Below are 18,520 nucleotides of genomic sequence, written 5' to 3'. Positions count from 1 at the left end.
ATCAAGAGGCAATTTCAAGCCAAATACTACTCGCTATCGGCGCTGCGCAGCGTGTCGAGCGCTGGCATCGAGGTGATGTTGTAGCCGCTGTCCACATAGTGAATTTCGCCGGTCACGCCACGCGACAGGTCAGACAGCAGGTACAAAGCGGAATTGCCGACATCTTCGATCGTCACGGTGCGGCGCATCGGCGAGTTCTTCTGCTGCCAGGAGAGCATCGCGCGGGCATCCGAAATCCCGGCACCGGCGAGCGTGCGGATCGGGCCGGCGGAGATCGCGTTGACGCGAATGCCGTTGACGCCGTAGTCGGCTGCGAGATAGCGCACGGAGGCCTCAAGCGCGGCCTTGGCAACGCCCATGACATTGTAGTTCGGCATCACCCGCACCGAGCCGCCATAGGTCAGCGTCAGCATCGCGCCGCCATCTGTCATCAGGCCCGCAGCGCGCTTGGCGATTTCCGTGAAGGAGAAGCAGGAGATGACCATCGTGCGGCTGAAATTCTCACGCGAGGTGTCGGCATAGAGGCCCTTCAGCTCGTTCTTGTCGGAGAAGCCGATGGCGTGCACGACGAAATCGAGCTTGCCCCATTTTTCCTTCAGCGCCTCAATGACGGCATCGACAGACGCCAGGTCTTCGACATCGCAGGGCAGCAGGACGTCGGAACCGACTTCCGCCGCAAGCGGTTTCACGCGCTTGCCGAGGGCTTCGGCCTGGTAGGTGAAGGCGAGTTCCGCGCCGGCACCGGCCAGCGCCTTGGCAATGCCCCAGGCGATCGAATGATTGTTGGCGACGCCCATGATGAGGCCGCGTTTTCCTGCCATGATGCCGGTCATTATCTTATCCGTTGTAGCGCTGGAACACGAGCGTCGCGTTGGTGCCGCCGAAACCGAACGAGTTCGACAGAACCGTGTCGATCTTGGCATTGTCGATGCGCTTGCGCACGATCGGAACGCCGTCGAATTCCGGGTCGAGTTCGGTGATGTGAGCGCTTTCGCCGATGAAGCCGGCCTGCATCATCAAGAGGCCATAGATCGATTCCTGCACGCCGGCTGCTCCCAGCGAGTGACCGGTCAGCGACTTGGTCGATTGAATATGCGGGATCTTCGAGCCGAAGACTTCGCGGATCGCGCCGATTTCCTTGGAATCGCCCACCGGCGTCGAAGTGCCGTGGGTGTTGATGTAATCGACGTCACCCTGCACGGTGGCAAGCGCCTGACGCATGCAGCGGACGGCGCCTTCGCCCGAAGGAGCAACCATGTCGTAACCATCGGATGTCGCGCCATAACCGACGACTTCCGCATAGATCTTGGCGCCACGGGCCTTGGCATGCTCCAGCTCTTCCAGAACCAGAACGCCCGCACCACCGGCGATGACGAAACCGTCACGCGACACGTCATAGGCGCGCGAAGCGGTGGACGGCGTATCATTGTACTTGGAGGACATTGCGCCCATGGCGTCGAAGAGGTTCGACATGGTCCAGTCGAGGTCTTCATGACCGCCGGCGAACATCACGTCCTGTTTGCCCCACTGGATCATTTCGACCGCGTTGCCGATGCAGTGCGCGGAGGTGGAGCAGGCCGACGAGATCGAATAGTTGACGCCGTGGATCTTGAACCAGGTGGCGAGCGTGGCCGACGCCGTCGACGACATCGCCTTCGGCACGGCGAACGGACCGATGCGCTTGGGCGAGTTGTTCTTGATGGTGATTTCGGCCGCATCGATCAGCGTGCGGGTGGACGGACCGCCCGAGCCCATGATGATACCGGTGCGCTCGTTGCCGCCGACGTCCTTCTCTTCAAGGCCGCTGTCAGCAATCGCCTGCTTCATCGCCACATGGTTCCAGGTGCCGCCCTGCGACAGGAAGCGGGCAGCGCGGCGATCGACGAGCTCGGTCGTATCGATGTTCGGTGCGCCCCAGACCTGGCACTTGAAGCCGTGTTCGGCAAAGTCGTTGGAGAACGAGATGCCGGACTTGGCTTCGCGCAGCGACGCGGTGACTTCCTGTGCATCATTTCCGATCGAGGAAACGATCCCCAGACCCGTGACAACAACCCGTCTCATGTCGATGACCTCTTCTTTGATTTCACTGCCTGCCGCTCAAACCGCGGATCAGGCAGCTTTTTCCTTGGACAGACCGACGCGCAGGTCGGATGCCTGGTAGATGGTTTCGCCATCGGCCTTCAGCCAGCCGTCAGCCGTGCCGAGCACGAGGCGACCGCGCATGACGCGCTTGAAGTCGATGCCGTATTCGAGAAGCTTGACGTTCGGACGGACCATGCCCTTGAACTTCACTTCGCCGGTCGACAGCGCCATGCCGCGACCTTCTTCGCCGAGCCAGCCGAGGAAGAAGCCGGTAAGCTGCCACATGCCATCGAGACCGAGGCAGCCCGGCATGATCGGGTTTCCCTGGAAGTGGCAGGGGAAGTACCAGTCGTCCGGCTTCACGTCGTATTCGGCGCGGATGTAGCCCTTGTCGTGGGCGCCGCCGGTCTCGAAAATATCGGTGATGCGATGAACCATCAGCATCGGCGGCAGCGGAAGCTGGGCATTGCCCGGACCAAACAGCTCGCCGCGACCGCAGGCGAGAATTTCTTCATAGTTGAAGCTGGATTGTCTGGTCGTCATGGGTTTCCGTTTCCCCGCTGCATTCGATTTTTCGTTGATGTTGTGTAGAGCAAGACGGCACGGATTTGAAGTAAAAGCAGCTCGCTTCTGCGCCGGTCTCCTAGGCTTTACCGTACCCTACACAACGCCTATTGCCGCCGTCGCATACATGAAGGCTTTGATAACAGCCAGAGTTAATTGCCTTTTGCCCCCAGAATCGGGCCGTTTTCGCCGTTCCCATCCATTCTTAGCCGCTGCCATCTATTGAAAGCGCTCCGCGTAAAAGTTATATCGGCAGGGTAGATGCATTTCGCAATAGCTGAAGGGCTCGGCGGCACCTGATGAAGACAGCACTGGAAATTGGTTCGGAAGAGCGCCTGCGCCAGTACGGCCTTCGTCCCACGCGCCAGCGCATGGCGCTTGCGGAGCTGATTTTCGCCAAGGGCGACCGGCATCTGACCGTCGAAGAACTTCACGAAGAGGCTGTCTTTGCAGGCGTGCCTGTTTCTCTCGCCACAGTCTACAACACCCTTCACCAGTTTACCGAAGCCGGCATGATCCGGGTTCTGGCTGTCGAGAGCGCCAAGACCTACTTCGACACGAACGTCTCCGACCACCATCACTTTTTCATCGAAGGTGAAAACGAAGTGTTGGACATCCCGGTCAACAATATCACGATCGGCAATCTGCCAGAACCGCCGGAGGGCATGGAAATCGCCCATGTCGACGTGGTGATCCGGTTGCGCAACAAGCGCGGCTGATCCTTAGTTACCTGCTTGTGGCTTTCAGCCTCGGCTGCGGTTTCTATCTCAAAGCACGTCGTCAGGATGCCTGGGCGGCCTGGGATCGCCCACCGGCAAGGTCCATCCGTATTTCAGCGCCCCGCCTCGGACGCAGAAGGCCGAGATAACACCGAGCGCCGAAGCGAAAATCATCGGCACCTCGAACAAGGTCAGCCCCGTGAAAACACCTGCCCCGATTAAGGCCGCCGTGACATAGATTTCCGGCCGCATGAGCACTGAGGGTTCGCCTGCCAGCAGATCGCGAAGGATGCCGCCGCACGTCGCAGTCAACACGCCGGTAACAAGCGCGACTGTCGCGGAACCCGTGGCCGCAAGCCCCTTGGCCGCCCCCATCACACAATAGGCGGAAAGACCGACTGCATCGAGCCACACGAGGAATCGATAGCGCGATTCCATACGGCGGGCGGACAGGTAAACGACCATGGCCGAGCCGGTGCAGACGAGCAGGTAAAGCGGGTTTTCTATCCAGAACACCGGGGTCGCACCGAGCACAAGGTCGCGCAGGGTGCCGCCGCCGATGCCGGTTACGGATGCGAAGAAGATATACCCGATGACATCAAGGTGTTTGCGTGATGCGGCAAGCGCACCCGTTGCCGCAAAGACTGCAACCCCGGCGTAGTCGAGAAATTCAAGAATGGACATGGTCTCTCCCCGTCGTCCCACCACTCATGCCACGACCACGGACCGATGTCAGCGAGGGAAGACCGCATGCGTTCTGCCGGTAAGGTAGTAGGCGACCAGCCCGATCCATTCGCGAACGGCCGTCGTCGTCAGTTGCGCATTCAGCGCGGGCTGGCTGAAATCGAACCAGAGCACCGCCTTGCCCGTCGTCCGGTAGTCCGTTGGCCACGGAATGACATCGATCCCCTGCTTCCGGAACAGGCCAACGGAGCGCGGCATGTGGAACGCGGAGGTCACCAGCGCGCAGCCGGACAGCCGCTCATCTTCCAGAAGCTGTCGCGTGTTTCGGGCATTTTCAAACGTGGTCCGTGAGTCACCTTCGCGAATGAGACGTTCGGCGGAGACCCCGAACGTGGTGAAAAAGCGTTCCGATGCATCCGCATCGCCCTCGTAGACACCACTGAAGGACCCGTCGCCTCCCGACACCAGGATACGGGCGCCCGGGTGATTTTGCGCCAGGCGCAAGCCTTCGACGAAGCGATCAGCGGCCTGATTGAACTCGATACCCCCGCGGCTTGCCATGACCTCGTTTTCAAAGGCGCCGCCCAGGATAATGATACAGGAGAGATCAGCCGGCAGGCTTGCCGGACGCGCGAACCTATCCTCAAGCTTCTGGAGCATGACAGTCCCCGTCGAGGTAAAGAGCGTCACGAACAGCAGGATCGTCGCCAGCCCTGCCAAAAAGCCGGGAGCGCCGCGTACACCGAAGCCGCTGAGAAGCAGGGCCAGCAGCAGAAGGAAAAAGACAAGCGAGAGCGGCTGCGCTGCCAGCCAGAAGATTTTCGAGATCAGAAACATGAAAACTCGTCTGGCACCCAATTGTCGTTCGGCAGGCGCGCCTCGCCCGGTGTAGAAGCCGGAAGCGCGCCGGGTTGGCCACCTTCTTAGGACGGCAGCAACCCGAGCGCAACTAACCGCGTCAGGCCGGCCGGCCGAGCGTCGTCGGCGCGGCCTGGGACTTTCCGCGCCGCAGGTAGATGAGGCCGGCCGCGAGCGCCACGCCAAGGCCGAGAACCGCAATGGCAATCAATGGACGATAGGCGATCCAGGCGATGGCGATAACCAGAGGGCCGATCAACAGGGTGAGGATCGCTGCGATGATGGATGCTCCAAACCCGACGATCGAACCGATAAAGGGAATGACATCGGCGATGATGCCGAGGATCGACAGCATCATGACGAAACCGATGAACATGCCGAGCAGGCCCCCGAAGCGGATAAGCCAGGTGATCAGCGTGTTTTCGCTTTGCGCCGTCTCGAACATTTCAGCCGCGGGAACATTGCCGGCAGCGGTCAGGAAAACCGTATAGCCGTTGCTGGTCTTGAAATCATCCGTAACACCATCGCCCCGCTGGGCACCGATAAAGCTCGCGGTCGAGACATCCTCTCGCGAAAAACTGATTCTCAGATCGCCGACGGCAGGGGCCTGACGGTTTTGTGAAACGTAGATCGTCGTGCCGTTAGCCCTTACCGGAAGATCGCTGTTGAGGGCACTGCTGACACGTTCAAGCACCTCGGGCGTCACGCTCAGCGGCTTGTCCGCACCGAGATCGGCCACGGCCTTGCCATCGACGGTGAAGGCACCTACCGATGCGCTGGAAACCCAGAAGCGTTCGCTCTCGAACGGCATGGAAGGGTTTTGATGCGCATTTGCATTCCGGAAATCGGAGGAGTCGATGGGTCGTGACTGCCATTCCTTGTGGTAAGTATAGGTGGTAACGGTTTCCTCACCGCCACCCAGCGTCTTCTTCGTCTCGCTTTTGCTATCCTCTACCCACTGATACATCTCTACCTTGCGGTTAATCCCCACTGCGCCTTCCGCCTGCACGCCAAATATCTGGTCCTCCGGAACGCCCTGCGGCATCACGGGACCGGAAATATGGATAAGCTTGCCCTCGTTTGCCGCATCCACGGTTCCGCTATCGACGGAAACCACCACGCCCGCGCCCTCCAGCAAAGAGTTATAGGTCTTGACCGACCGCCCCTCATTCCATGACAGAAGCCAGATCGTGCCGATAATCAGCAATGGGCCGATCAGCAAGCCGAGCAAGCCATTCTTCAGTTTGGAAAACCATGATGTCGTTGTCGTTTCGGTTATGCTCATGATTAGCCCCCTGTTCATCAGCATTCGTGGCGGATAACGTTTCAGCACATCGCGCTATTCGTCAATTCGCATTTGCTAACAGAAATTCGCCGATTTGGGATAGGCCGCTCTTCTTGCCCGTGCGCCATTATTGGGTATTCGCAGGTCTCTCGCTGGGCGACATAAAAAAGGGGAGAGGCAAACCGCCCCTCCCCTTCGTTCGGCAGTGCTGCTGCCTTAGCCGCCCCAACGCATCGGGTTGGCAGAAGCGACGCTGACGTAGCGGTAGCCGGTCTGGCTGCGCTTGACGATCGACTTGCGCAGATTGTCGAGAGCGAACTCGCCTGCAGAGGTCTTGACGAGCAGGACGGCGTGGCCTTCACCAGCAGGAGTGCGGACAACGGCAATCCGAAGAGCGCCCGAAGGAATGCCGGCACGGATCAGGCGGCTGCGCTTGGTGACAGCGTAATCGTCACAATCTCCGAACGTCGGGTTCAGCGTCCAGACGTCCCGGCTTTCGCGCACCGGGCGGATGCTGCGGTTGACCGAGTTATTGACCGAGGCGAGAAGGTTGCGAACCTTGGCTGTGTAGGCCACCTGCGACTGCTTGGAAGGCTTGCATTCATTGATGTGCTTCAGGCAATAGAGCGAGAAGGCGATCGGAACCGTTGCCTGACGGCTAACCTTGAGGTTGCGGCTCTGGCCCATATTGATGGCGTGCGCCGAGGACATGCTCGTTACGCCGAGGGCTGCGATGGTTGCCAGTGCGATGATTGCTTTTTTAAACATGATCTTTTCCCTGTCCGTTCAGCCTTCTGTCCAAGGCTTTTTGTTGAACCGAGTTCATCTCGGATCAGGGGAGGAGCATCATGCACCGAAGAGAACCACTCCCTTCGTCCGCCTGTATCAACACGATACAAAAGGGCCTTTTCAGCTCGCTTAAATCGATAGGTACAATTTTACGCAAACACACATTTTCGCGCTGTACCCGCTGCGGATCCGGCATTTGAGGATTTGCGAGGGACGACCAGACATGCGTCCGCTACGTTTTGCCCTGTATTTAAGCGTTTGGAAAAAGACACTTTTCCGCAGCTGACAAAGGTCTTTACATTTCACCAACCAAACCTACCAGTCTCTGGATATCTCGTCCGAAAAAAACAAAACTCCCCGAGAACGGGGAGTTTTTGCAGGACGATCCCGATGAAAGCCAGCGTGCGCTACTCGGTGTAGTAGCCGGAATAGCTGTAATTTCCGGACATTTTCGCCCGGTCCTGCTGATTGAGCAGGGTGACAATACCCGCGTGAGGATTGCGGTTTTCCTTAAGCGCATTGACCGAGTGTTTTGCGCTCGACTGCGGTGTGCTCGCCCATTTGATCACGAACACGATCATGTCGGCATGTCGCGACAGATAAAGGCCATCGACAACGGGCTCGATCGGCGGGGTGTCCAGGACGATATAATCGAAATGCTTGCGCGCGCTGGCGAGGATGCGCCCCATTTTTTCACTCATGACAAGCTCGTCGGTGGCGATGTCGCTGCGGCGGCCGCCGAGAAGCACGGTCAGGTTTGTCATGGGGTCCCGCATGATCAGCGATGTCAGCGTGGCCGTGTTGCGATCCTGGCGAAGATAGTCGATGAAATCGTGATTTGGTTCGAGATTGAGATGGCGATTGATGCTCGGCTTGCGCAAGTCGCAGTCGATCAGCAGCGTACGTTTGCCGGTCAATGCATAGGCTCGTGCCAGCGAAAGCGCCATCGTCGATTTGCCTTCATTGGGCAAAGCCGAAGACACCATGATGATCTGGCCTTCCTCGCCATCTCCCCGAGCCGCCTGCGGACGCTTTCTTTCCTGCTGGTCGAGCGTCAGCCGCAGCCGTCTAACCGATTCAGCAAAGAGCGACAGCGGCGCAGTGACCATGAGATCCGAGAGGCTCGACGTCGGCGTGGCCAGCTTGTTGTGTTCGTCGTTGCTCGACTGGCGCGGGGCGATGGCCGAAAGCGGCAGCTTCAAAACCGTTTCAATCTGATTTTCATCGACGAAGCCGCCGATGAAGTATTCGCGAAGGATTGCCAGACCAAGGCCAAGACCGATCGCGACAAGCAAAGCGAGCGAAATGATCAGGGTTTTGTTCGGGAAAGACGGTGAGTTCGGTACCATCGCTGCCGAAGCAACGCGGCTGTCGGGCAGTTGCAGCGTAGATTGAGCGTCGAGATCCTGAACGCGCTTCAAAAGATTCTGATACTGACCGCGGGCATTTTCGGCCGATTGCTGCAAGCCGAGAAACTCAGTCAGCACTTCCGGCGGCAGATCCCCCTGAAGCACGGTCGTCCGAATTTGCGTGCGGACCTCATTGGCCTTTTCCTGATAGGAGGCAAGCGATTGCTGCAGACCGCTGACTTCGCTGCTTGCCGTCTGCGCGAGCTGAGCATCGAGCTTGGCAAGCTCCGCCTTGAGGTTCAGCGCTTGAGCGCTGCCCTCGTTAGCCTGCGACATCTGTGTCGCCAAAGTCTCCCGCTGCTCTTGCAACTGCTTCAAAGCGTCGCTGCCAAGCTCGCTGACCAGCGACGCGAAATCCTGCGTTTGCAGCGAGCGCTGGATGGTGTCGATGCGCGTCGCCTCGTTGTCGCGCTGGGCATTGATACTGTCCAGTTGGGCGCGAAGCGCCTTGAGGCCGACGGAATTCGACTGTTCGAGTCGATCGATATTTTCGTTGATGTAGGAATCGAACCGACGTTCGTTCTCCACGATCGCGGCACTGGCGGCAGGCAACCGGTTCTGGATCGCGTTGCGTGCTGCCAGGGTCGAGGCCACCTTCGCCTCGATCTGGGCCTCGATATAGGTATCTGAAATGGAATTGGCGAGCTTGGCGGCTTTTGCCGGATCAACGGACACAACGTTCACGTTGATCAGATAGGTCAATCCCGACCGGTTGACGGACACCGCGTTCTTGAACTTATCGAGCACCATCCCAACTGCCTGATCCGGCGTCGGCGCTGGCGGAAGAGGCACACGTAGCCACGACAGGACTCGATCCTTCAGTGACACCTTCAGGCCAAATTCGTCATCTGTCACGAGATTGTTATCTCTGATGACATCGAGCAAAATCCTGTTGGATTTCAGGATACCGACCTCACTCTCAACGCGAGCATTGTCTGCATTGGGATTAGATAAAGAATTCGTCGCATCCAGAATATTCTTTTGACTTGTGTCAACCAGAATAAGTGCCGTTGCCGTATACTTTGGAGTAAGGGAATAAGTGAATATAATAGTGACAACAAGTATGGCGGCAATTGTACTCAAGATAAGCCAGGTTTGGCGACGGACTATCCCGAGTATGCCTTTCAGATCAATCTCTGCATCCATTATATGTCGACCGTTATTATGCGGCACTCACCGCTATTAATAAAAAAATAGAACTTTTTCGCAGGCAGAAAAATGCCGATCTATGCTCTTTAGTCTTATCAGATAAACGCAAAGCGACAATTGCGAAATTGCAACATCATTAACTGCATTGGATAACCTGCGGCGCTTCTCCCTTTGACAGCCGGACGGCCGACAATTTCGCGGAGAGATACGCCCCGGTATCGACGTTGATGCGGCCCTGGATCATCTCAACATCCGGGACCGGTGTGTGCCCGTGCACAACGGTAAAGTTCCGCGAAGCGCTATTTCCCTCTGTCGGGCGCGGACGTAGCCACAAAAGGTCGCTATCGACTTGCTCTTCGAGTGAAACATTTTCCCGGATGCCAGCATGCACGAGGCACAGTCCGGGAACGCTGATCAAGGAAGGCAGCGTCTCAAGGAAGGAGATGTGCTCTTGCGGGATATGGCTGAGAAGCACGTTCCGGATCGCCTGACGACTGCCCGGTAACTTGTGAATGCCATAGGAGTAAAGCGTTTCCAGCCCACCAAAATCAAGCCAGCGATGATCTGAGGACGGGTTGTTCAGGAAATCGAGCATGACCTCCTCATGGTTGCCGGCAAGGCAAAATCGCTGGAAGCCCTCGGGCGGACGGAACGTGAGCCGATCCAAGACAGAGGCAGACTTTGGCCCCCGATCAACATAATCTCCGAGCATCACGATCCATTTGCTGCCGGATCTCGCAAGGGCGTCGGCAACAATTTTTGCTTCGAGGCTGGCAAGCAAATCTTCGCAGCCATGAACATCACCAATAGCGTAAAGGTGGTCAGGGCCTTGATCCAGGAAATGCTTCCTTCTCTGCATGACAGTTTGAGACGGTCGTTTCCGCTGCAGCAGGTTCCAGAGATTGCCGATCATGCGGCATCCTCTTGCGCCATCATTCCAAGGAGTTCACTTCGTCTCGCCCAGGCCACCGCCAGTATCGCCACGAAAACAAAGGTTACAGCTTGGATTTCCAGACTGAAATCGACAAGAGAATGTACTGCGCAGACAACGACAGCGCCAATACCACATCGGATCAAACTGTCTTGAGATTTCATTTTCCGATGTACCCCGACAAGTTGCACAAAGACGATGGCAACCAATAATATGGGTAAGGAGCCAAAAAGCAGACCGTAGTCGCTCCACAATGCAAGATATGTCGAATGCGTTTTACTCCAGACGAGATCGACACTGACGGGAGGGCGATGGAAGAGCGGGAACACATATTCGAAACTATCGCCCCCATAGCCCGTGAGCGGGCGCAGGTGGATCATATCGATTACCTGAGCATAGAGCTTCTGCCGGATTTCGGCATCACTTCCCGTTCGCCCAAGTCTCTCGGTCAGGGTTCCGCCATAAGTAACAGCCCCAAAAACCGCGGCGACGACGAAGAACAGGACCAACGGCCAGATGCGGAAGCCTTCCCCTGCCTCACTCCGCTTGAAAACGGCAAGACCGGCGGAAAACAACATACCGCAAAGGGCCGCAAAAACGCCCATACGGGAATTGGTCGCGATGAGGGCGACCAGAATGATCAGAAGCCCGACGCCCATTATAAGCGTGTCGCGTCCCCATGAATCGGCCGGTTTACCACCCCGTTTTGCTAGAAGTCTCGCCCCCGGAAGCAACAAGTTCAGGCCTAAGACACTACCGAATGCAAGAAATGTCGCAAACGAGTTTCTATTGATGAAGCCACCGAGGGCATCTCCGAAATATTTCCATTTCGGAATACCGAGAATTGTATCTCCGAACTGCAAAAGAAACATCAGCGATAAAATCGCATGCAGAACAATGCTCCAGTAAAGGAGCTTCAGGAAAAGTTGCGCACGTTGCGGATTGGCAGCAAGCTGAAGGACGAGCACAAACAGCAAGCCATAGGTGCACCAACGGACCAGCGCAAAAACAGTATCATGAGGCGTCAAGCTAATTGTGCTGACATATTGATCGACAACGCCCAGCGCATTCTCCGGTAGCGCTGAGGGAAAGCCGACAGGCACGATCTGCCAAAGGGTAAACGCCGCGCACACAAAAAAAATCGACGTGACGACCCTCATACGCCTTAACGGTATGCGCAATGGCTCGTTCAGAAAGGCCATGCGCGCGTAGAAGTAGGCCCCGCAGCCGAACACGACGGTCGCCCATAGCGCCCATGCTGCTGGTTTCGTGCTTCCAAACAGGTAGGGAGCAACGGTCAGGACGAGCAGTATAACCCACATGATCTGGCTGTGCAGACGCTTACGCTGTAAGCTTGAGGTCGTGCCTGATTTCATGGCGCTTCTTTCCCCTCGCGCATTGTCCTGCCTTAAAGCCTGGAAATTACTCAGCCTGATGCCCCTGGCAGCGGCCAAAAGTCCGCTTATCCACTCAAAATTTCACGTTTCATTTTCGCGCATGGCGCGTCTTATATTCGCAAGGAACATACGCTGCTGTTCTGCGGGAAGTTTTTCGACAACCGTCGTGATTCGGGATCTGAAATCAGGATTGGTCACATAGCGGCGTGCCAGATATCTCACGCCGCGATAGCTACCGGCAAGGAGCGTTAGGTCCCTGTCATGGGCGGAGAGCGCCGTCGTATCGAGAGATGCGAGAAACGTCTCCGCGATTTCCACACGTCTGCGGGCAATCCATTGCTCATTTGGACCAACCCTCTGCGAGGCCACAAGCGCTGTATTCAAAAGTTCGGTTTTTCCAAGAAGCGCTGAAGAAAGTGCCTTTACCGCCCAAGCAAAGGAATCTGTCGGCGTATTCTCAACAACGTCAGCGGAGCGTAACCGGCATTTTTCCGCCAGGACCGCATTTTTTATGTCGAACATCTCTACCCGGCCAAGAACAATGAGCCCCTGCAGGCAGTCCTTCATGATAATTTCTTTGGAATAGGAAGAGGTGCCATGACCAAGTGCTGTAGCAGATACAACTCCCTCCGCCCTCAGTTCCGCAAATCGCGGATTAACGAAGGGCCGCATCTCCATTGAAAACAGAAAAAGACTTCCCGCCGCGCAAGCGAACAGAAGGACAGACGAGAACAGATACTGAAGTTTCACTGCCTCACCTCAGAGATTACGTGCACAACGGAACAAGAAAGCTCTACCACGCAAAAAACAGCCATCAGACTTTAAAGCCTGATACTACAATAAAAAACGCCCCAGAAGGGGCGTTTTCCAACAGAAAATAGCTAAACTCAATTAGCTTGCGTCGTCGTCGTCTTCCTGGTCAGGAGGACCATCACCACGCGATGCGCCGTCGTCGCTACCTGGATCGGTCGTCCCGGTTGCGGCAGTCGCGGCCGCGCGACGGCCTGCTGGCGAAACTTCAGCGCTTGCAACCTGCGCCTTGGCATTCAGAGCCGTGGCAATTTCAGGGTTGTTCACGGCAGCCTCAGCGATCGCGGCTACAAGCCTCGCCAAAAGAGCATCCTTTTCAGGACCAGGAGGAAGCGCCTGCGCCTCAGCCAGCGCCGCATCAACGAGACCTTCACACGTCGCGGCAGAGCAGCCGGAAATGGCGGAAATCGCGATATCAGCCTGCGCTACGCTCTGAGCATGAGCCAGCCCATGAAACGAGACGCTCGAAAGCGCCAACGCCGCAATAAAGAAAGTCTTCTTAAACATAATCAAACCTCTCAATACGCGAAAGACTGGGAAAGCCTCACGCTTTTAAACTTATAGTAACCACATTAGAATCTTCTTATGACTGCTGTCAATAAGATTCAGCATAAACGCCGGGAAAGCAAGGGCTTCGGTTAATTCGCAAGCGAAATATCAATACAGCATAAAAACAGGCCACCTTGGCTTTCGCGCAAAAGTTGTCAGCGCTGTATCAATAAGGCAGACCACGCTTCAGCCGCTCCAGTGAACGGGGCAGCATGGGTGAGCGGAAGACCAGGCCGCCATCGCTGCTGCAGCTGTTGAGCACATGATAAAGCGGTCCGTTCGTGGGCTCCACCCCCGGTCGACGCTCGACGATCTGTTCGCAGACAACCTTGTTCGGCGCATTCAGGGGCTCTTGCGGCTGAACGCCCGGCAAATCGTTGAAGACCTGCGCGACCTCGCTCGACGGGCTAATATCCTGTGCCATGGCGCCTGCGGGGAGAACCGCCGTCGGGACCAGCACTCCCAGGAAAAACCACGCCCTGAAACGGGAAGGATACATTCTCTGCTCCGGTTTGCGCTGCACGTAGACCCGGCGATACGGTATCGCTGCCACCGGACATGCGCTATAGCGCATGCAACTTTGCGATATGTGGGGAATTTTCATGGCGAATACAATACGGCTTCATCAAGGCGACATCCCGGCGGCCGACGCTGCGCGATATGCGGGAGCCATCGCCATCGACACCGAAACGCTGGGTCTTGTTCCCCGCCGCGACCGGCTTTGTGTCGTCCAACTTTCCTCCGGCGACGGAACGGCTGATGTCATCCAGATTGCACGCGGACACACGGAGGCGCCGAATCTGGTTGCCATGCTCGCCGATCCCGTGCGCCAGAAAATCTTCCATTTCGGACGCTTCGATATTGCCGTTCTGTTCCATACCTTCGGCGTGACCACGAATCCGGTTTTCTGCACCAAGATCGCCTCGCGCCTGACGCGTACTTACACGGATCGTCATGGATTGAAGGACAACCTGAAAGAATTGCTTGAGGTCGATATCTCCAAGCAGCAACAATCCTCGGATTGGGCAGCCGAAAAGCTGTCGCAGGCACAACTGGAATATGCGGCATCCGATGTGCTGCATCTGCATGCCCTGCGTGAACGGTTGACGGCGCGGCTTCTGCGCGATGGTCGCATGGAGCTTGCGGATGCCTGTTTCGCGTTCCTGCCCACGCGCGCCAAGCTCGATCTTCTCGGCTGGGACGAGACCGATATTTTCGCCCATAGCTGAGATGGATCGATCCGCTCGTTCGAAGTCACCGCGTAGCGGTTGACTATCCCGCTTTTGTCGTTGGGCGAACGATACCGAGGCGGGCGATCACCTCCCGAGGGATGCCGTAACGCTGGATCGCATCGCGATTGGAGCGCAAACCGCAGATCTCCCGCTGGATGAAAAAGGCCCAGACAATATCCGCAGCCTCGTTGAGGAGCGCCTCGCGCCTTTCCGCCGGCGTCGCCTCATCCAGGGCGGCAAGCGCGGCAATTGCCCTCTCCACTTTCAGCCCATGACGACCCAGCGCATCCGCTCGCTCGGACATCAGCTCATATTCGAGCAGGTTGAGCCCGCTATCGCGGGTGAAGGATGGAGCAAGTGCCTGCGGCGGCCGAACAGTCATGGCAACTCCTGTCGTCATCGTAGCATTCAAGATGGCGCGCCCGGGTGAATGCTTCAAGATTGAAGGCAGGGTTCAGGTTGCTCACCGCGCGCGGTCGCGAATATCAGCAAGGCTCCAGTCCTTGAGAAGCCTGCCATTTTCCCAGACGGGGACCAGATGGTTCCTGCGCTCGCCAAGAGTGGCGAGCGGGACGGCCTCAAGGCCCGGCGCTGCGCTGATCACCGCCTGACGGCCCGCTTTGGACGCCTTTACGTTCATCATTGCCGGTCGCTTGAAGACATCGTGCCAGCGCCCCGTATCGTCCTGGCGCGCATTGGCTTTCATCGTGAAAGAATAGGTATCGCGGTTCACCTTCTGTAGGATACCGGAGCCCATGGCGAAGGAGATATTCTCGGACGAGAAGCCGAAAGCTTCAAGCCGTCCGAGGATTTGCCCCATGTCGGCGGCAGAGAGGCCGTCTCCCTGCAGAACGCGAACCGAAGGGTGCAGCACCTTGTAACCCTTGCCGTTCAACGTGGAACCGAAATGATAGTCCAGCTGGCGCACCGCATGCACCGGGGTTTCGATGGGATCGCCGCTGTCGGGACGGATGATGACCCGACCACCGCTTGCCATCACCTTCTCCCGCAACTCCTCGCCCCAGATTTCCGAAACAGCGTAGTTGATGTCGAAGCTATCGGAAACGACGGAAACGCTGCCTTTGCCGGCAAATCGGTCGACCATATTGGCGTAGGCGCGGGTTTCTCCGTCCACGCCCCATGACGTCATCGTCGAATGCTCCGACGCGGGGATGGAGAGACCCGCCATGGCGGCATCGTAGTAGCGGCGGGCATAGAGAACGCCGGTCATCGTATCTGTTGCGCGGAAATGAACGAGATGGGCGGCACCGCCGAGACCCGCCTGCTCCATTGAGGTCGCACCGCGCGCGCCGAAATCGTGCAGGCTGAAGGGGAGTATCGCATCAGGATTGTCCGCCGTCTTTTGCAGCATGGGCTGCAGCAACCGCTTCAGCTTGCGGATTTGGCTAGCGACGGTGGAAGGATACCAGACGGCACGAAGAAGCGCGGTTTCCACATGGGACGTTAGCCAGAAACAGCGCGGATCGGTATTGACGACCTGCACGAGCGGAACGCCGCGCCGCACCAGCGTTCCCTCTGGCAATGCTTCGATGCGCAACGGCAGATAACCGCCGTGTTTGTCGACGATGTGAAGCCAGCCCTCACGATCGAAGGGCTGGCCATGGGCGATGACGATCGCCTCGGCTTCATCGACATGGGTTCGGGTAACGGGCCGGGTCAGATATTCCTTGAGAAACATCTGCAGACCGAAGAACAGGACATCCGCCTCCTCCGGCTGGCCACGGGTTTCGATGTAAGACGATATTGCCTGGGTGCCGGGCGGATACTGCAGGAAATGACCGAATTTGTAGCTGTCAGTATTAAGGATCGGATTGCCGAGATCCATGTCGCTCCTCCCGAAGCGGATGATAATATCAGCCAGATGTACGCGAGCCTAGAATGAGCGGCAAGCCGCGACGGGGAGGGAAATCCCGTCTCTCTTCGCACCTGCAATATGATTAAGAAACTATCAAGAGTTTTGTCATAAATTGATAACCATGATCGCTTCTTGCGATCGAGAACGCCGCAGAGAGCCGATGGGAAGATTGTCCTTTCCGGGCCTGCGCATGACGCGCTTCCATACCATTGCCCGGATGATCCCCCCACCGCCAGCCTGCGGAAGATCAAGTGCATTCGGGCATTCCGGCGAGACCGGTTCACGCAACACGATCGGACGGAGACAGAGATGCTGACACCCCTTCTCACGGCCAAGAGCGTGACCCCGTCTGCTGCACCCGCCCCCATGCACAGCGTAAGCGCGAAAGAGCCTGTTGCACCGAAAAACGCTTCCCAGGCTGGGCAACTGCGTTCCGAAGCGGCCCTGCGCATCCTGGAAACGCTGAACCGGCATCTTGTCGGCACCGAAACCTTGCCGAAAGAGGCACTGCTGCGCCTGCTCGATACCCTGTCGCGGCTTTTGAAGGTTCAGCCCTTGCCGCAGGAAAGTGTTCGCGATTTTGGCAGGCGCATCGCAGTCGCGATCGAGGCACTGCCTCCGGCTGCGCGGCAGGCTCTCGAGAAGCAGCTTGGCCAGCGCAATCTTGCGCTTTCCGTTCGCATCCTTGCTGAAATCGTCAAGGCGCTCCCCACACCGGACATGACACACCAGCCGGTAACCCAAGCCATGCCCCAGCAGGCCCGCGTGTCCAGCACCGTGGCTCAGGACGTTCAGGTACGCCGGGAGGGACAAATTCAGGCGAACCTCCTGCCCTCTGCGACGCCGGCACAATCACGGGCGGGGGAGTTTCGTGCCGTCCCCGCAGTCCTTCCGCCTCAACAGTTGCCGATACAGGCTTTTATGGCGGCAGGCCTCAATGCAGGTGCGCTGCAAGTCGTTCTGCGAAGTGCCTTCATGGACGAACCTGCGCGGACGGACGCTCTTGCAGCCGATCAAAGCGAGCCGGAAGTTGACGATAACAATCCGCTGGAGAAGAAGGCGGATCGCGCAGCGTCATCAGCGCCGGTCGTCCGCTTTGCCATAGCGGAAGGCAACGATCCCATCCCGGCCCTGCATACCGTAGCACACTTCCTGACGGAAAACCCGGACACACTGGAGCAGGTGATTGCCATCATCGGCAATGACATCGACGAGGACCTTCGCGAAACCGTGCAGCAGGTGCTGGACACGGATACGTCGCTTGAGACCGTTTTGCCGGTCGGTGAGGCAGAAGCGGCAGAGCATATCACAACGCCCAGCGAGCACGACGTGCCGGAGGTTTTCGCGGATGCGGCGTCGGGCGAAGAAGACATGGTTCCGCCAAGCGCCGGCAATACAGCGGCAGCCGAGCCGGAATACACGATTTACGACCTCATGACCCACCCCGAGGCGCCGGAAGAGAAGCCGGCTGGACCAGCGATACCCATCGAAATCTCCGAAGAAGCGGATGCTGAACTTTCCGGCGAGAAGAGCGAACAGTCGCCGCCAAGGGGCGAGACCCCCCTTTCAGAGCGCGCCGCGCGCACCATTGCCGATGCGTTGAAGACGTTGATCGACGTCGGAATCCCACTGTCGAGCGACGGCCTGAACGAACCTCTGGAAAAGCTTGTCGCCAGCATGATGCCGACGGAGCCCGAAGGCATAGCCAATCCGACACCCGTCAACGGCAAACCGCTGACACCCGGCGGCCAACCTATCCTCGCGGCAGCCGGCGACGAGGCGAGCGCTTTGCTGGATATGGGCGAGGCGGCAGACAGCGTTTCCACGGAGGCAGGGCGTTCCCCGTTACGCTCCGCAGGAAGGGAAGACCTGCAGAGAGAACCGCTGCCATCGGCACTGCCCGAAGCCACTTTCCTGCGCGAGACGCTGCCCTTTCTGGCCATGTCGATCCCGGCCAAGCCTGTTGCCTCCCAAAAGGTTGACGAGGAGGAGGCAAGCCGCCGCTTCGATCAGGACGAGGAGCAGGATGGGTCTCCACAGCAACAGTCGCCTGACGACGGTGCATCCGGTGAAAAGTCCGATCGGGAACTTTCCGAGGCGGATGAGGAGACCGCGGAAGAAGCGGACCTGTACGGGCTTTACCACCGTCCCTGAACACCGGCTTTCCAAGACATCCCAATAAAAAG

At 57.8% G+C, this 18,520-nt stretch carries 18 protein-coding genes and 1 pseudogene; 3 read left to right on the top strand and 16 right to left on the bottom strand.

The genetic code is table 11. From position 1 onward, the window contains the following. Positions 1-26 precede the first annotated feature (26 nt). The 3 genes from fabI to fabA are packed head-to-tail and all read right to left on the bottom strand — an operon-like array spanning position 27 to position 2,625. Entirely contained in the window at positions 27-833 is an 807-nt protein-coding gene (gene fabI, locus BLX89_RS10285) for an enoyl-ACP reductase FabI (RefSeq protein WP_075290749.1), read from the bottom strand. A 4-nt stretch (positions 834-837) separates the two neighbouring features. Then, entirely contained in the window at positions 838-2,061 is a 1,224-nt protein-coding gene (fabB, locus tag BLX89_RS10280) for a beta-ketoacyl-ACP synthase I (protein WP_075290747.1), read from the bottom strand. Positions 2,062-2,109: 48 nt separating this feature from the next. Beyond that, a complete protein-coding gene (fabA, locus tag BLX89_RS10275) occupies positions 2,110-2,625 on the bottom strand; it encodes a 3-hydroxyacyl-[acyl-carrier-protein] dehydratase FabA (RefSeq protein ID WP_075290745.1) in 516 nt (171 codons plus the stop codon). 320 nt (positions 2,626-2,945) lie between these two features. Here fabA and irrA point away from each other — a divergent pair, with 320 nt between their 5' ends. Then, a complete protein-coding gene (gene irrA / locus BLX89_RS10270; RefSeq protein WP_075290743.1) occupies positions 2,946-3,365 on the top strand; it encodes an iron response transcriptional regulator IrrA in 420 nt (139 codons plus the stop codon). 48 nt (positions 3,366-3,413) lie between these two features. On the opposite strand, the gene BLX89_RS10265 is transcribed toward irrA, so the two are convergent. From BLX89_RS10265 to BLX89_RS10220, 11 genes and pseudogenes are all read right to left on the bottom strand, one after another. Continuing rightward, complete coding sequence (locus BLX89_RS10265; RefSeq protein WP_075290741.1) at positions 3,414-4,049, bottom strand: trimeric intracellular cation channel family protein; 636 nt, start codon at positions 4,047-4,049, stop codon at positions 3,414-3,416. Positions 4,050-4,097: 48 nt separating this feature from the next. Next, on the bottom strand, positions 4,098-4,886 hold the full coding sequence (locus tag BLX89_RS10260; protein WP_075290739.1) for a YdcF family protein: 789 nt from the start codon (positions 4,884-4,886) through the stop codon (positions 4,098-4,100). A gap of 121 nt (positions 4,887-5,007) precedes the next feature. Next, positions 5,008-6,192 (bottom strand): TMEM43 family protein, encoded by a 1,185-nt coding sequence (locus BLX89_RS10255; protein ID WP_075290738.1) that lies wholly within the window; start codon positions 6,190-6,192, stop codon positions 5,008-5,010. Between the two features lie 216 nt (positions 6,193-6,408). After that, the gene (locus BLX89_RS10250; RefSeq protein WP_075290736.1) at positions 6,409-6,960 is read right to left on the bottom strand and encodes a transglutaminase-like cysteine peptidase; all 552 of its coding nucleotides are present in this window, start codon (positions 6,958-6,960) and stop codon (positions 6,409-6,411) included. 428 nt (positions 6,961-7,388) lie between these two features. Further along, complete coding sequence (locus tag BLX89_RS10245) at positions 7,389-9,245, bottom strand: GumC family protein (protein WP_245292803.1); 1,857 nt, start codon at positions 9,243-9,245, stop codon at positions 7,389-7,391. Between the two features lie 21 nt (positions 9,246-9,266). Continuing rightward, positions 9,267-9,536, bottom strand: a pseudogene (locus BLX89_RS25470) (Wzz/FepE/Etk N-terminal domain-containing protein); the annotation flags it as partial. A 139-nt stretch (positions 9,537-9,675) separates the two neighbouring features. Then, on the bottom strand, positions 9,676-10,452 hold the full coding sequence (locus BLX89_RS10240; RefSeq protein WP_075290732.1) for a metallophosphoesterase family protein: 777 nt from the start codon (positions 10,450-10,452) through the stop codon (positions 9,676-9,678). Beyond that, complete coding sequence (locus BLX89_RS10235; protein ID WP_075290730.1) at positions 10,449-11,846, bottom strand: O-antigen ligase family protein; 1,398 nt, start codon at positions 11,844-11,846, stop codon at positions 10,449-10,451. The genes BLX89_RS10240 and BLX89_RS10235 overlap by 4 nt, the downstream gene beginning before the upstream one ends. 102 nt (positions 11,847-11,948) lie before the next feature. Further along, positions 11,949-12,617, bottom strand: a complete 669-nt coding sequence (locus tag BLX89_RS10230; protein WP_075290728.1) for a hypothetical protein — start codon at positions 12,615-12,617, stop codon at positions 11,949-11,951. 141 nt (positions 12,618-12,758) lie between these two features. Next, a complete protein-coding gene (locus BLX89_RS10225) occupies positions 12,759-13,184 on the bottom strand; it encodes a hypothetical protein (RefSeq protein WP_075290726.1) in 426 nt (141 codons plus the stop codon). Positions 13,185-13,392: 208 nt separating this feature from the next. After that, positions 13,393-13,725 (bottom strand): hypothetical protein, encoded by a 333-nt coding sequence (locus tag BLX89_RS10220; protein ID WP_075290724.1) that lies wholly within the window; start codon positions 13,723-13,725, stop codon positions 13,393-13,395. 103 nt (positions 13,726-13,828) lie between these two features. On the opposite strand from BLX89_RS10220, the gene BLX89_RS10215 reads away from it, so the two are divergent. Then, a complete protein-coding gene (locus BLX89_RS10215) occupies positions 13,829-14,455 on the top strand; it encodes a ribonuclease D (protein ID WP_075290722.1) in 627 nt (208 codons plus the stop codon). Between the two features lie 43 nt (positions 14,456-14,498). On the opposite strand, the gene BLX89_RS10210 is transcribed toward BLX89_RS10215, so the two are convergent. Then, the gene (locus tag BLX89_RS10210; protein ID WP_075290720.1) at positions 14,499-14,840 is read right to left on the bottom strand and encodes a DUF6665 family protein; all 342 of its coding nucleotides are present in this window, start codon (positions 14,838-14,840) and stop codon (positions 14,499-14,501) included. Between the two features lie 81 nt (positions 14,841-14,921). Continuing rightward, a complete protein-coding gene (locus BLX89_RS10205) occupies positions 14,922-16,304 on the bottom strand; it encodes a nicotinate phosphoribosyltransferase (RefSeq protein ID WP_075290718.1) in 1,383 nt (460 codons plus the stop codon). A 339-nt stretch (positions 16,305-16,643) separates the two neighbouring features. On the opposite strand from BLX89_RS10205, the gene BLX89_RS10200 reads away from it, so the two are divergent. Next, on the top strand, positions 16,644-18,488 hold the full coding sequence (locus BLX89_RS10200; protein WP_075290716.1) for a hypothetical protein: 1,845 nt from the start codon (positions 16,644-16,646) through the stop codon (positions 18,486-18,488). Positions 18,489-18,520 lie beyond the last annotated feature (32 nt).

This window comes from Pararhizobium arenae (assembly GCF_001931685.1).
GTDB classification, from domain to species: Bacteria; Pseudomonadota; Alphaproteobacteria; order Rhizobiales; family Rhizobiaceae; genus Pararhizobium; species Pararhizobium arenae.
Note: the sequence above shows the minus strand (reverse complement) of the source record. Positions and strands in the feature narration are given on the sequence as shown.